At 40.8% G+C, this 14,008-nt stretch carries 14 protein-coding genes; all 14 read left to right on the top strand.

From position 1 onward, the window contains the following. Positions 1-17 precede the first annotated feature (17 nt). The 14 genes from pyrF (at position 18) to L6410_RS05255 (ending at position 13,995) form a co-directional block, all read left to right on the top strand. Positions 18-713 (top strand): orotidine-5'-phosphate decarboxylase, encoded by a 696-nt coding sequence (pyrF, locus tag L6410_RS05320; protein ID WP_237396558.1) that lies wholly within the window; start codon positions 18-20, stop codon positions 711-713. Continuing rightward, entirely contained in the window at positions 706-1,032 is a 327-nt protein-coding gene (locus tag L6410_RS05315) for an inorganic diphosphatase (protein ID WP_023370228.1), read from the top strand. Before pyrF ends, L6410_RS05315 begins: the two co-directional genes overlap by 8 nt. Before the next feature lie 138 nt (positions 1,033-1,170). Continuing rightward, positions 1,171-1,803: an orotate phosphoribosyltransferase gene (gene pyrE, locus L6410_RS05310; protein ID WP_172025024.1), complete on the top strand. Its 633-nt coding sequence runs from the start codon at positions 1,171-1,173 to the stop codon at positions 1,801-1,803. A 105-nt stretch (positions 1,804-1,908) separates the two neighbouring features. Beyond that, a complete protein-coding gene (locus L6410_RS05305; protein ID WP_237396549.1) occupies positions 1,909-2,835 on the top strand; it encodes a glycosyltransferase family 2 protein in 927 nt (308 codons plus the stop codon). Positions 2,836-2,844: 9 nt separating this feature from the next. Next, entirely contained in the window at positions 2,845-3,498 is a 654-nt protein-coding gene (locus L6410_RS05300) for a uracil-DNA glycosylase (RefSeq protein ID WP_237396547.1), read from the top strand. Positions 3,499-3,528: 30 nt separating this feature from the next. Beyond that, a complete protein-coding gene (locus L6410_RS05295) occupies positions 3,529-4,800 on the top strand; it encodes a dihydroorotase (protein WP_237396545.1) in 1,272 nt (423 codons plus the stop codon). Between the two features lie 335 nt (positions 4,801-5,135). Next, positions 5,136-7,328 carry a cell surface ecto-5'-nucleotidase Nt5e gene (gene nt5e / locus L6410_RS05290; protein WP_237396543.1) on the top strand — a complete coding sequence of 731 codons (2,193 nt, stop codon included), beginning with the start codon at positions 5,136-5,138 and terminating at the stop codon, positions 7,326-7,328. Positions 7,329-7,379: 51 nt separating this feature from the next. After that, positions 7,380-8,027: a Maf family protein gene (locus L6410_RS05285; protein ID WP_237396541.1), complete on the top strand. Its 648-nt coding sequence runs from the start codon at positions 7,380-7,382 to the stop codon at positions 8,025-8,027. Between the two features lie 51 nt (positions 8,028-8,078). Beyond that, positions 8,079-8,570, top strand: a complete 492-nt coding sequence (locus L6410_RS05280; RefSeq protein ID WP_237396539.1) for a YkgJ family cysteine cluster protein — start codon at positions 8,079-8,081, stop codon at positions 8,568-8,570. A 134-nt stretch (positions 8,571-8,704) separates the two neighbouring features. After that, the gene (locus tag L6410_RS05275; RefSeq protein WP_172040354.1) at positions 8,705-9,457 is read left to right on the top strand and encodes an HAD family hydrolase; all 753 of its coding nucleotides are present in this window, start codon (positions 8,705-8,707) and stop codon (positions 9,455-9,457) included. A gap of 277 nt (positions 9,458-9,734) precedes the next feature. Next, on the top strand, positions 9,735-11,069 hold the full coding sequence (trmFO, locus tag L6410_RS05270) for a methylenetetrahydrofolate--tRNA-(uracil(54)-C(5))-methyltransferase (FADH(2)-oxidizing) TrmFO (RefSeq protein WP_237396538.1): 1,335 nt from the start codon (positions 9,735-9,737) through the stop codon (positions 11,067-11,069). Positions 11,070-11,145: 76 nt separating this feature from the next. Then, positions 11,146-11,982 (top strand): AraC family transcriptional regulator, encoded by an 837-nt coding sequence (locus tag L6410_RS05265; RefSeq protein ID WP_014636394.1) that lies wholly within the window; start codon positions 11,146-11,148, stop codon positions 11,980-11,982. Positions 11,983-12,048: 66 nt separating this feature from the next. Then, positions 12,049-13,059 (top strand): DNA glycosylase AlkZ-like family protein, encoded by a 1,011-nt coding sequence (locus L6410_RS05260; protein ID WP_237396537.1) that lies wholly within the window; start codon positions 12,049-12,051, stop codon positions 13,057-13,059. 108 nt (positions 13,060-13,167) lie between these two features. After that, positions 13,168-13,995 (top strand): alpha/beta hydrolase, encoded by an 828-nt coding sequence (locus L6410_RS05255; protein WP_237396718.1) that lies wholly within the window; start codon positions 13,168-13,170, stop codon positions 13,993-13,995. The last annotated feature ends 13 nt before the right edge of the window (positions 13,996-14,008 follow it).

The following is a 14,008-nucleotide window of genomic DNA, read 5'->3' as shown; positions in this document are numbered from 1 at the left end:
ATATTTGAAAGGATTTTATGAAAGAAACAAGACCTATTATTGCCCTTGACTTTGCAGGTAAAGAAGAAGTTCAGTCTTTTCTGGAACAGTTCCCACCAGATGAGAAACTCTATGTAAAGGTTGGAATGGAGTTGTATTATGCGGAGGGACCAGGTATTATCAATTATTTGAAAGGCTGCGGTCACAGTATTTTCTTAGACTTGAAACTCCATGATATTCCCAATACCGTTGAGTCTGCGATGCGAGTCTTGGCAAAACTCGGTGTGGATATGACTAACGTTCACGCTGCTGGTGGTGTGGAGATGATGCAGGCGGCTCGTAGAGGATTGGGGGAGGATGCGATTTTAATCGCTGTTACTCAGTTGACCTCAACTTCTGAAGAGCAGATGAGAAAGGACCAGAATATTCAAACCAGCTTACAGGATGCGGTAGTACATTATGCCCAAAAGGCTCAAGAAGCAGGTTTAGACGGAGTTGTCTGTTCCGCTCATGAAGTGAAACTCATAAAAGAAGCTACAAATCCCGAATTTGTTTGTCTGACACCTGGAATTCGGCCAAGTGGTGGAGAAATCGGTGATCAAAAACGAGTCATGACACCAGCAGATGCCGCTCGAATCGGTAGTGATTATATTGTGGTTGGTCGTCCCATTACCAAAGCAAAAGATCCTTATCAGGCCTATCTGGCTATTAAAGAGGAGTGGAATCGTGGATAAGGTTTATCAGGTTATCATCGATAGACCTATCGGGTATATTGATAAATTTGGCAACCAGTACCCTATTAATTACGGCTATGTTCCAAATCTATTGGCTGGAGATGGTGAAGAGCAAGATGTCTACATCATTTCCAAAGCTGTTCGGCAGCCCTTGACAGCTTTCGAGGGGAAATTGGTTGCAATTATCCATCGTAGAGATGATGTTGAGGATAAGTGGGTTCTGACAGGCCTTGATGAAAAACTTACCGTGACAGAAATAAAAGAGAAAACTAATTTCATTGAACAGTATTTTGATTCATGGATTGAAATGGTGGACTAGGAGAAATCTGTAAGAATTCAACAGGGGATAAATATAGTTTTTTGTAGGGTTCATAGATTGAACCAATACTTTAGGAGTGACAGGCTATTCGGCGGGATGGTCATGTAGAGAAGGCACGCATTTAAAAGGAGGTCTATTATGACATTAGCAACAGAAATCGCATCACACTTATTGGATATTAAGGCAGTTCATCTGCGTCCTGAAAAGCCATTTACATGGGCATCAGGTATCAAATCCCCTATCTATACAGATAATCGTATTACACTATCTTATCCTGAAACTCGAAATCTGATTGAAGATGGCTTTGTTCAACGAATTGAAGAGGAATTTCCTGAGGTTGAGGTGATTGCCGGAACTGCCACAGCCGGTATCCCCCATGGTGCTATCATTGCTGATCGGATGAATTTGCCATTTGCTTATATCCGTAGCAAACCAAAAGATCATGGTGCAGGGAATCAATTAGAAGGTCGCATCATCAAGGGACAAAAAATGGTGGTTGTTGAAGACTTGATTTCAACCGGTGGTTCTGTACTAGATGCCGTAGCAGCAGCTGAGCGTGAAGGTGCTGAAGTGATTGGTGTGGTAGCTATTTTCACATATGAGTTGCCAAAGGCAGAACGAAATTTTGACAATGCTGGCGTGAAATTGGTGACACTCAGCAATTATTCAGAGTTAATCAAGGTTGCAAAAGTGCAAGGTTACATTAGTGCGGATGGTTTAGACTTACTTAAAAAGTTTCGTCAAAATCAAGAAACTTGGCAAGAAAAGTAGGATGTTAAGGAATTGACTGTTTTTTGGGAACTCAACTTTCAAAGTGGTATAATGGACTTCTAAGAGAAGTGAAGATACACAGAAAGATTCTTTGAGGGAGTTAAAATGATTTCAGTTATTGTACCGTGTTTTAATGAGGAAGAAACGATTCATTATTTTTATCAGGCGATGGAAAAGGTTCGAATAAAAATGAATGAGGAGTTTGAATATATTTTTGTCAATGATGGTTCTAAAGATAGTACTTTATCCATTTTACGTTCATTGTCTGTGCAAAATCGATCTGTGCGTTATCTTTCATTTTCTCGTAATTTCGGCAAAGAAGCTGCCCTTTTTGCGGGTCTCGAGGCGGCCAATGGTCATTTAGTAACAGTCATGGATGCTGACTTACAAGACCCACCTGAAATGTTGATGGAAATGAAACAAATGCTTGACGATAATTCAGACTTGGATTGTGTGGGAACTCGTCGTGTTAGTCGAGACGGTGAGCCACCGATTCGTAGTTTTTTTGCAACATTATTCTACAAATTGATGAATAAAATCAGCCAGGTCGAGGTCGTTGACGGTGCCCGTGATTTCCGTCTCATGCGGCGTCATATGGTTGATGCCATTCTTTCAGTTTCTGAATATAACCGTTTTTCCAAAGGCTTATTTGCTTGGGTAGGTTTTAAAACAGAATACCTGCCCTATAAAAATGTTGAGCGTGTTGCTGGTGAAACTAGTTGGTCTTTTTGGAAGTTACTGTCTTACTCCATTGAAGGAATTATCAACTTTTCGGATACACCTTTAAATATTGCATCCTACACAGGATTCTTTACATTCTTGTTGTCTCTGGTTTTAATGGTTTTCGTAGTCATCAAAACCTTGGTATTCGGAGATCCGACAATTGGCTGGCCATCGACTATCTGTATTATCTTATTTTTAGGTGGCCTGCAGTTGATGACTATTGGTATACTCGGTAAATATTTGGCAAAAGTTTTCTTGGAAACGAAGAAACGTCCGATTTACATTGTTAAAGAGAGAAGTTCAAACTAGGAGTGATGTATGGAACATTCGGCTTGGCACGAATCGATAAAGGCACAGTTGCCGGATCATTATTTTAACAAAATTAATCAATTCTTAGATCAAGTTTATGCCAGTGGTACCATTTATCCGCCTCGAGATAAGGTATTTGCTGCTATTCAAACAACGGATTTGGAAGAGGTTAAAGTAGTTATTTTGGGACAGGATCCCTATCACGGACCTGGTCAGGCACAGGGCTTGTCATTTTCTGTTCCGAACTCGGTACCAGCTCCGCCATCTCTTCAAAACATCTTAAAAGAATTGACGGATGATATTGGCGTCAAACAAGATCATGATTTGACAGCATGGGCGGAACAAGGTGTGCTTTTGCTCAATGCTTGTTTAACTGTTCCAGCAGGTCAGGCAAATGGGCATGCAGGGCAAATCTGGGAGCCTTTTACGGATGCTGTTATTAAGGTGGTCAATAGCTTAGACCAGCCTGTCGTCTACATTCTTTGGGGTGCTTATGCTCGCAAGAAAAAGGTGTTGATAACCAATCAAAAACATATGGTTATCGAATCTGCCCATCCAAGCCCTCTTTCAGCCTATCGAGGTTTCTTTGGAAGCAAGCCCTTCTCACAAGCAAATGCTTTTTTAACATCTCATGGAAGTACGGGAATTAATTGGCTCCAATAATTGTTACTTGGTCATATAAGGAGAATAAGAATGTTATTAGTAAAAAATGGTCGTGTTTTAGATCCTCAAACTGGACTAGACAAAACTTGCGACATCTTAATAGATGGAAAGAGAATTGTAAAAATTGCGGAGTCGATTTCTGCTGACGTTGAACAGGTTCTTGATGCAACAGGATTAGTCGTTGCTCCTGGTTTGGTTGATGTTCATGTCCATTTTCGTGAACCTGGTCAGACCCATAAAGAAGATATTCACACAGGAGCCTTAGCAGCCGCAGCTGGTGGCTTTACTTCTGTTGTCATGATGGCTAACACAAATCCGACGATTTCTACAGTAGAAACTCTAACTGAAGTTCTGGAATCTGCTAAAAAAGAAGCCATCCATATTTATAGTGTGGCAACCATTACCAATCAATTTGATGGCCAAAATCTGACCGATTTTCCTGCTTTGCAAGAGGCGGGAGCGGTCGCCTTTTCGGACGACGGTATTCCTTTGACAAATGCTGGCGTGGTGAGAAAGGCTATGAAATTAGCCAAAGAGCAGGGCTGTCTCATCAGTTTGCATGAAGAAGATCCTGACCTGAATGGTGTCTTGGGACTCAACGAGCAAGTGGCTGAAAAACATTTTCATGTTTGTGGTGCAACTGGCGTAGCAGAATACAGTATGGTCGCTCGCGATGTCATGATTGCCTATGAAACGGGTGCGCGTGTTCATATTCAGCATCTATCCAAAGCCGAGTCGGTCAAGGTGGTTGAATTTGTTCAAGGTCTCGGAGCAAATGTTACAGCAGAAGTAGCACCACAACATTTTTCACGGACAGAAGACTTACTTCTAACAAAAGGTGCCAATGCCAAGATGAATCCGCCGTTACGCTTGGAGAGCGATCGGTTGGCAGTGATTGAAGGATTGAAATCTGGTGTTATCTCTGTGATTGCAACGGATCATGCTCCTCATCACGCGGATGAAAAAAATGTTGAAGATCTCACAAAAGCCCCATCAGGAATGACAGGCTTGGAAACATCGCTTTCGCTTGGCCTGACTCACTTGGTAGATGAAGGACACTTGACACTCTTGCAATTGCTGGAAAAAATGACTATTAATCCTGCCAAGCTCTATGGCCTTGATGCTGGCTATCTTGCGGAAAACGGTCCTGCAGACCTTGTTATTTTCAATCCAGATGCAAATCGAACAGTCACAGCGAATTTTGCATCAAAATCCGCAAATTCTCCATTTATCGGTGATAGTTTGAAAGGCGATGTCTACTTTACAATTTCAGATGGAAGCATCGTTTATCATAAAAAATAAAAGCATATGGAACTGTAGCCAACTTGGTTGCAGTTTTTTAATCGTTAAAGCCACATTTAGATGCATCATATAGGAAGTCAAGTCTTGTTGAGATGGAAATGATTGTGGAAGTGTTCAAAATATTATCAGGTATTCCAATGAAATTTTCAACGGTGTCATTTCAAATATCTGTATAACAATAAGGAATTCGTTCCAAAATTCATTTTTGAATCCCCAATGCCATTCTAATACAAATATTTTACGAACATTTTAACTATGATAACGAATTCAATGTTTTTGTTTTTAGATGAAAAAGTGTATAATAACTATATAACTCACTTAAGAAAGGTCGATTTATGAAAAAGAAAGATTTATTGTTGCCTGTGTTGTCTACCCTGTTGTTGTCGCCGGTGATTTTGGCTCAACAAGTTCAAGCTGATGAAGTACAGACTGTAGATACCTCATCAACTATTGTCCAACAGACTGAAACTACAGGGACAAGTGCAAGTGTTTCTAATTCAGCTTTAAATACTACAGAGACAGGATCATCTGGTTCAACTACAGATGGGGCAACTGCTGATGTAGTGGCTATCGAAGCTAGTACCCCGACTGAAATTACTGCCTCTAATACAGCCACTGATTCGATTGATGCAGTTATCATTCACACAAACGATGTTCATGGTCGAATTCTTGAAGAAAAAGGCGTAATCGGTGATGCCAAGGCTGCTGCAGTCATTGAAGAAGAACGTAGCAAAGTTGAAAATACAATTGTGGTGGATGCTGGTGATGCCTTCCAAGGACTGCCAATTTCCAACTCTACAAAAGGTGAAGACAGAGCTAATATCATGAACCAAGTCGGCTATGATGCCATGGCTGTTGGTAACCATGAATTTGACTTTGGGATGGATCAAGCAATCAAATACAAAGAGACCTTGAACTTTCCACTATTGAGTGCAAACAAATACGTTAATGGCGCTCGAGTTTTTGAAGCTTCAACTATCGTTGATAAAACGCCAACTGTTGTCGGTGATGAATTTGTAGTTATCGGTGTCACTACACCAGAAACTGCTACAAAGACACACCCAAAAAATATTGAAGGTGTTACATTTGCAGATCCTATTACCGAAGTAAATAAGGTCATTGATGAAGTAGAAGCACGTGCACTTGCTGATAATCGTGTCTATAACAACTACATCATTCTTGCGCACTTAGGTGTTGATGCGACTACTCCAGTAGAGTGGAGAGGTTCAACGCTTGCAGAAGCCTTATCACAAAATAGCAAACTTGCTGGCAAACGTGTGATTGTTATTGATGGCCATTCCCATACTGTTCAATCTGCTACATATGGTGACAATGTAACCTATAACCAGACAGGTTCCTATTTGAATAATATTGGTAAAGTTACCTTAAAATCTGAACAATTATTGGGCGAAGCAAGTCTTATTTCTGCTGCAGATACGGCCTCTGTGACACCAGATTCTGCAATTACTGAGCTTGTGAATGAAATCAAAGCAAAATATGAAGCTGAAAATGCACAAGTAGTGATTGAAAACAACCCAGTTGAATTGAATGGTGAGCGTTCAAATGTTCGTGTACGTGAAACAAACTTAGGTAATGCAGTAACAGATGCGATCTATGCTTATGGTCAAACAGGTTTCTCAAATAAAACTAGCCTTGCTGTGACTAACGGTGGTGGTCTTCGCGCAACTATTGCTAAAGATCAACCGGTTACAAAAGGTGATATTATTGCAGTTTTACCATTCGGTAATATCATTTCACAAATTACAGTGACTGGTCAGCAAATTTATGATATGTTTACCAAGTCTTTATCATCTACATTGCAAGTGAATCCAGAAACTGGCGAGATGCTTTTAGATGAAAATGGCATGCCACTCTTTGAAGCTAGTGGTGGATTCCTACACATTTCAGGAGCAAATGTATTCTACGATCCAACTCTTCCTGTAGAAGAACGTGTTCTTCTTATCGGTATTCTTAATCCAGAGACTGGCGAATATGACGCCTTGGATCTTGAAAAAACGTACTATTTAGCAACAAATGACTTCCTTGCTGCTGGTGGTGATGGCTACACAATGCTTGGTGGTGCTCGCGAAGAAGGCCCGTCAATGGATAGTGTATTTGCAGATTACTTAAAAACTGCAGACCTATCAGCCTATGCAGATATCAACCCATATTCACGTATCATTCCTGTAAATTCAAGTATTGATACGGATGAAGATGGCTACCCAGACTTTATCAAAATTTTATTGGATACTGATCCAGAAAATCCAGCCTCAAATCCAGAAACTGTTCCAGCCGAAAATACGGATTCACCATCTAATCAAGTACAAAATACTTCAGCAACGGACAAGAAGGCCCCAGTTGATTCTCCGAAAGTAGGAGATAAAAAACCAGAAGTAGCAAGTCCAGTAAAAACTACAAAAGCAGGAGTCTTGCCAAATACTGGTGACCAGATGAATCTGACGCTCAGCCTGTTTGGTTTAGGTCTCGCGGGACTGGCAATGGCTCTACGTCGTAAAGAAGAAATGTAAGCAATTTTTTTGAAACAGGGTCTTCGGACTCTGTTTTTTAATGGAGGAACTATGAAAACTGTATTTCAATATCAAAGAGAAGGCAAACGTGAACCGATTTCATCCTATGTCTTGCTCAGTAATTCACCACGTCGTAAGGAGTTATTAAAGTTCTTGAAACCACACATTACCTCTGTTGAAGTGGATGAACGAGGAATTGAAGAATATTTTATGAACCAATTTGCTTCCGATGATTTTCTCACTCGGGCAGCTAAATCGTGTTGTGAGATTTCCAAGGCCAAGTCTGAGATCAAGTTGACCCCAGGTCATCTCTATATTTCGGCAGATACAATTGTAATCGCAGACGAACAGATTTTTAATAAACCAAAAGATTTGACCGAGGCTGAAGAGATGTTTCGATCCTATTTTGGCAAGAGTCATTATGTGGTGACCTCAGTTTGTCTACGAACGTCGGAATCACTGGATGTTTTCTATACGCTGGCACAGATTGATTTTGTTGACTATTATCCCGCACTAGAGGAGCTAATTCAGTCCTATATTTTTGAAAAGCAACCACTTGATAAGGCAGGTGCCTATGGTATTCAGGAGCTGGATCCACGATTTGTGGCGAGTATTTACGGGGATGTTCATACCATTATCGGTCTTCCAGTAGCGGAAGTATCTCGCAGGATATTTGACGACAGCGATTTTGAAAAATAGCAGAGCTGGCAGTCTGGTTTGTGGTATAATGGAGGACGAAAAGGAGAGTTTATGAGTGTCGACATTGAAAAATACAAGCAATTGGCCCTGCAGAAGCAAGGAGAACACAGAAAATTTCTAGCAAATCTCAAGAAAAGAGCGCCTAAGAATTTAGACAGAATCGTACAGGACATACACGCAGAAGTCTTTTCTGAAATTGATTGTACAGAATGTGCAAACTGTTGCAAAACATTGGGGCCACTTTTTACCGAAGCTGATATAACTCGCATAGCCAAGTATCTTCGAATGAAACTACCTGTTTTCGAAGAGATGTATTTGAGAATAGACGAAGATGGAGATAAGGTATTTCAGGCAATGCCCTGCCCATTCCTAGGTGGAGATAATCTTTGCAGCATCTATGATGCGAGACCAAAAGCTTGCCGAGAATTTCCACATACCGATCGTAAAAAAATCTATCAAATCAACAATTTAACCATAAAAAACACCTTGATTTGCCCAGCAGCTTATCTCTTTGTTGAAAAACTGCGGGAAAAAATCAGTTAATGTTTTCCATTCCTACATAGTTTTACTTCTTCGGAATTTTTTCGAAAACTTCCAGACTAATTTTCAAACTTTTGTTGCAAACGCTTGCGTATTGCGTTATAATATCTTATATATCTCATAGATAGGAGAACTTAGTGAAACAATATAAGAATTACATCTTTGATTTTTATGGTACTCTAGTAGATATTGTAACGGATGAAAACAAGTTGGAATTATGGGAAAAGATGGCTGCTATCTATAATTCTTTTGGATGTTCTTATGGTTCTAGACAGCTGAGAAGTGCATTCCAAGAAACTGCGAATGAAGCAGAGCTTGATTTGATCCGGATCAGTCCTTACCACGATGTCGAAATTGACTTAGAGAAAGTATTTGTTCAATTACTGACTGATACCAAATATGGACGGGAAACCCAAAATAAACCTGCTGATTTAAAGACTTTCGGACAAATGGTAGCTACCGTATTCCGGGTCCTTTCTCGCGAAAAATTAGAAGCTTATCAGCATACCTTAGCTACCCTAGAGGAACTACAAAATAGGGGTGCACGATTGTTTATCTTATCCAATGCTCAGCGAATATTTACCCAAGCTGAGATTGAACTAACAGGGTGCGCAACCTTTATGGAGAAAATTTATATTTCCTCAGATTATCGCATTAAGAAACCTGAACCCGAATTTCTGCTAGGTTTAATGGGTGAAAATCAGTTAGATCCAGCTGAAACAGTCTTTGTCGGTAATGACTTGACTTCAGACATTGCTATTGCTCAAGCTGTTGGAATTGATGGTGTCTTACTGAATACTTTCCCTTATAGTCCTGATGAGATTTTTGCTTACCAAGAAAAAGGTTGGGACTTTACGATTATCGATGATATTATCGAACTGATTCGTTAACTAATCAAAGAACTACATTCATACATGAAAGTAGTTCTTTTTTCTATCATTGCTTCTATGTCGAAGAGAGGTATAACAGACCTTCGGGTGAGAAAATACCAGTTTGTTTTCGTAAATTATATTATGTAAATATATAATTTATTATTACCGTAAAGGTTCGTTTTTGCCATTTCTATTCATTATCTGATATACTGGAGTAGTATTATAAATTAGAAAGGTTCTGTTTTGGGGTATTCCCAAACAGTAGTCAGATATTCTGGCTAGAGGTATTAGTTTCATGTCTCAAACCCATATTAATGTTATCGGAGCTGGCTTGGCTGGCTCAGAAGCTGCTTATCAGATTGCCAAACGCGGCATCCCTGTCAAACTCTACGAGATGCGTGGTGTCAAGCCGACTCCTCAGCACAAGACAGACAAGTTTGCTGAGTTGGTTTGTTCCAATTCATTCCGTGGCGATAGTTTGACCAACGCTGTCGGCCTTCTCAAGGAAGAAATGCGTCGTTTGGATTCCATTATCATGCGAGCTGGTGAAGCCCACCGTGTGCCTGCAGGCGGTGCCATGGCCATGGATCGTGAGAATTTTTCCCAAGCGGTAACTGATGAGATTTACAATCACCCACTGATTGAGGTTATTCGTGAGGAGATTACAGAGATTCCAGAAGATGCTATTACAGTTATCGCGACGGGACCTTTGACATCTGACGCCTTGGCGGAGAAGATTCACGCGCTTAATGGTGGCGACGGTTTTTACTTCTACGATGCGGCAGCACCGATTGTCGACAGTTCGACCATTAACATGGACTTAGTTTATCTTAAGTCCCGTTACGACAAGGGAGAAGCTGCCTATCTCAATGCTCCGATGAACAAGGAGCAGTTCACCTTTTTCTATGAAGCCTTGATTTCAGCCGAGGAGGCGCCGCTCAATTCCTTTGAAAAAGAAAAATACTTTGAAGGCTGTATGCCTATTGAAGTCATGGCCAAACGTGGAATCAAAACCATGCTATATGGCCCAATGAAGCCAGTCGGTCTGGAATACCCTGAAGATTACAAGGGACCACGTGATGGTGAATACAAGACCCCCTATGCTGTTGTCCAACTCCGTCAGGACAATGCAGCAGGTAGTCTTTACAACATTGTTGGCTTCCAGACCCACCTTAAGTGGGGTGAGCAGAAGCGGGTCTTCCAGATGATTCCAGGGCTTGAAAATGCTGAGTTTGTCCGCTATGGTGTTATGCACCGCAATTCCTACATGGATTCGCCAAACTTATTGGAACAGACCTTTGCGACCAAGAAAAATCCCAATCTTTTCTTTGCAGGTCAAATGACAGGAGTAGAAGGCTATGTCGAGTCTGCCGCCTCTGGCTTAGTAGCCGGTATCAATGCTGTTCGCCGTTTCCATGGCGAAGAGCCAGTCATCTTCCCACAGACCACAGCCATCGGAGCTCTGCCATTTTACATCACCCACACCGAAAGCAAGCACTTCCAGCCTATGAATGTCAATTTTGGTATCATCAAGGAGCTGGATGGGCCACGTATCCGCGATAAGAAGGAGCGTTATGAAGCAATAGCAGAGCGTTCCCTCAAGGACTTGGAAGAGTTTTTGACGGTTTAAGCCGATAGTTTTCCGACGAAAAGTATCGGGAAAACTTGGATGGTAGATGGTAAACTGATAGGGAAAGGGGAAGTTGATGATAAAAGAGTTCAATGCAACCGTACGTTACCTAGAGTCCGTTTTAGAAAGCGAAATCGATGAACGGGAATTTTTGCGCATATCAGGATATTCCGTTCCCATGTTTAGTCGTCTCTTTTCGATTCTGACAGATATGTCCTTGTCAGAATACGTTCGGTTACGAAAGTTGACGCGAGCTGCTATGGACATTCGTGAAGGACAGGCAAAGATTATAGATATAGCCCTTAAATATGGGTATGAATCTTCGGATTCTTTTGCCTTTGCCTTCAAACAATTTCATCAGATTTCTCCTAGTCAAGTGCGTAAGGGGTTGCCTTTTAAGGTCCTCTTACCCTTGCAACTATCATTAACCATCCAAGGAGGTAAAGAAATGGATGTTCGTATTGAAAAGAAGGCTGGTTTTACAGTTGCTGGACTTCTTCGCACAGCAATCAGTAACGAAGTGTGTCCGCAGGTATGGGAAGACTTGTTCAAGAACCATACTTATGAAGAGTTAGCTGCTCTAGGAAGTGGGCAGTCCTTTGGAGTTTGTACATTAGCTCAAGCGGATGAGACGATTAATTATATGGCTGCTTATGATGTCACAGATAGTGAAAAAGCGACTAAGTTAGGCTTAGAACTTCTTGATGTTCACGAAGCTGACTATGCTATTTTTACCCTAACAGGCCCTGTTCCTCAATCTATTCATGCAGGATGGCGTTATGCGCTAGAAACTTTTTTTCCTGAACACGGCTATCGCCATTCAGGTGCACCAGATTTTGAGTACTATTTTGAAGGAGACATGAGTTCCCCAGACTACCAAATGGAACTCTGGATTCCCATTGTGAAAGCATAATGTACAGGACACCTTCGGGTGTCTTTTATGATATACTGGACTTAGTAAAGTTGAAAGAGGGAAGTTATGAATCAGGAGACTTGGAAGGGAATTATTCTGCAGAAACAAGGTCTGTTGAAACCCCAGTCTGTTCAGCAAATCTGCCAAAACCTCAATGGTTTGCAGGCACAATTTCAGCCCTATGTACATATCGGTTTTCGAAATCGAATGACCAATGAAGCATTTCAAAATCAGGACTGGCAAGCCTCACTGACACGCCAATGGTCACTTCGACGGACAGTTCATGCCTACCTCAAATCGGAAATTCCTCTCTATATTCATGAAGGGAGAATGGCAAGCGTTGATTATCTTGAAACAGTAAGTTGGGATGGTGCTCTACCACAGGTTAAGAAAAAATTTCATCAAGTTATTTTGGAAGCCTTAGAAACTGGCCCTATGACTCGTGAAGAGTTGAAGATTCTTTGCCGAGCTGAGAATATTGGAGTGGAAGAAGAAAAACAAGTTTTCAATGCATGGGGCGGGCTCCTTCGTTATATGGTTGAACGAGGAGAAATTTACCAAGAGTATGAGGTAAAAAGGTTTCATCGGTTACGTGACTTTCAACCACTACCAAAGAAAGAAGCTGAGCTGGAAATAGCACGTCGGTATTTTTCAGGCTTTGGTCCTGTCAGTTTGGCAGATGCTCGTTATTATTTTAAAGAAAATAAGTCAACCATTCTAGAGTGGATGGCTCAATTAGATTTAAAAACAATTCAAGTAGATGGAGAGGAACGGTTTTACCTTGGGACGCTTGATGAGGCAAATTTACCTCAGTGTCTTTTCGTTGCTGGGTTTGATCAATTACTTTTGGGGTATGAAAAGAAAAACAACCCATTTTTCGCTCCAAAATACATCCGTAACATTTATACGTTGACAGGTATTGTCAAACCTGTAGTTTTTTATAAAGGGCGATTTGTGGCAACTTGGAAACGTGATAAAGGCACTATTTTACTTGACATCTTTGAAGACATCAGCCAACAAGAAAAGAAAGAATTGGAAGATTACCGCCAAATGTACGAGGAAGTCCTGAAGCAATAGCTGGTTTATGTTCGGTAAATACGAAAGTTGTAAATAAATAACTAAATTTTCTGAATATTTCATAAAAACTATGATATAATACTTAAAATACCTATGAAAGAGATTACTATGAATAAGTCTTACTTTTATTTGGACATGAAAACACATGAATTAGAAGTTCCCTTCACAGGGAGGAACCGTCGTGTCCGCGTATTGTTACCTAAGGGATATGCTGAAGATACAGAAACGGCCTATCCTGTTGTCTATTTCCATGATGGACAAAATGTTCTCTATAGCAAAGAAGCATTTTCAGGTCATTCTTGGAAAGTTATTCCAACGATCAAGCGCAATCCAGATATTAGTAAAATGATTGTGGTGGCGATTGATAATGATGGAATGGAACGGATGCATGAGTATGCAGCTTGGAAGTACAGTGAAACAAGCATACCAGGTGTTCAATTTGGCGGGAAAGGGACCTTGTACGCCGAATTTGTCATGGATGTGGTAAAACCCTTTATTGATAAAGAGTATCGGACCAAATCCGACAAGGCACATACGGCTATGATTGGTTCGTCATTGGGTGGCAATATCACACAGTTTATGGGATTAGCCTACCAAGATCAAATTGGCTGTTTAGGCGTCTTTTCATCTGCTAACTGGCTTCATCAAGATGCATTTGATCGTTTGATTGAGCGTAAAAAACTAGACCCAAATCAACGAGTTTACATTTATGTGGGTACTGAAGAAGCTGATGATACTGACAAAACATTGATGGCAGGCAATATCAAGCAAGCTTATATCAATTCATCATTGACTTACTATCGTCAATTGATCTCTGGTGGAGTTCATTTGGACAATTTAGAGTTAGAAGTGATTTCAGGTGCGGTACACAACGAGGAGGCTTGGGCTTTATACTTACCAGATTGTCTACGTTTTTTAAGTGAACATTGGTCATAAATCAATAAATATC

The sequence above is a fragment of the Streptococcus parasuis genome (assembly GCF_021654455.1).
GTDB lineage: Bacteria > Bacillota > Bacilli > Lactobacillales > Streptococcaceae > Streptococcus > Streptococcus parasuis.
Note: the sequence above shows the minus strand (reverse complement) of the source record. Positions and strands in the feature narration are given on the sequence as shown.

What these genes read in the sequence shown, in the direction of transcription:
- pyrF (WP_237396558.1), top strand. Translation starts at nt 18, where the DNA reads ATGAAAGAAACAAGACCTATTATTGCCCTTGACTTTGCAGGTAAAGAA.
- pyrE (WP_172025024.1), top strand. Translation starts at nt 1,171, where the DNA reads ATGACATTAGCAACAGAAATCGCATCACACTTATTGGATATTAAGGCA.
- L6410_RS05305 (WP_237396549.1), top strand. Translation starts at nt 1,909, where the DNA reads ATGATTTCAGTTATTGTACCGTGTTTTAATGAGGAAGAAACGATTCAT.
- L6410_RS05300 (WP_237396547.1), top strand. Translation starts at nt 2,845, where the DNA reads ATGGAACATTCGGCTTGGCACGAATCGATAAAGGCACAGTTGCCGGAT.
- L6410_RS05295 (WP_237396545.1), top strand. Translation starts at nt 3,529, where the DNA reads ATGTTATTAGTAAAAAATGGTCGTGTTTTAGATCCTCAAACTGGACTA.
- nt5e (WP_237396543.1), top strand. Translation starts at nt 5,136, where the DNA reads ATGAAAAAGAAAGATTTATTGTTGCCTGTGTTGTCTACCCTGTTGTTG.
- L6410_RS05285 (WP_237396541.1), top strand. Translation starts at nt 7,380, where the DNA reads ATGAAAACTGTATTTCAATATCAAAGAGAAGGCAAACGTGAACCGATT.
- L6410_RS05280 (WP_237396539.1), top strand. Translation starts at nt 8,079, where the DNA reads ATGAGTGTCGACATTGAAAAATACAAGCAATTGGCCCTGCAGAAGCAA.
- trmFO (WP_237396538.1), top strand. Translation starts at nt 9,735, where the DNA reads ATGTCTCAAACCCATATTAATGTTATCGGAGCTGGCTTGGCTGGCTCA.
- L6410_RS05265 (WP_014636394.1), top strand. Translation starts at nt 11,146, where the DNA reads ATGATAAAAGAGTTCAATGCAACCGTACGTTACCTAGAGTCCGTTTTA.
- L6410_RS05260 (WP_237396537.1), top strand. Translation starts at nt 12,049, where the DNA reads ATGAATCAGGAGACTTGGAAGGGAATTATTCTGCAGAAACAAGGTCTG.
- L6410_RS05255 (WP_237396718.1), top strand. Translation starts at nt 13,168, where the DNA reads ATGAATAAGTCTTACTTTTATTTGGACATGAAAACACATGAATTAGAA.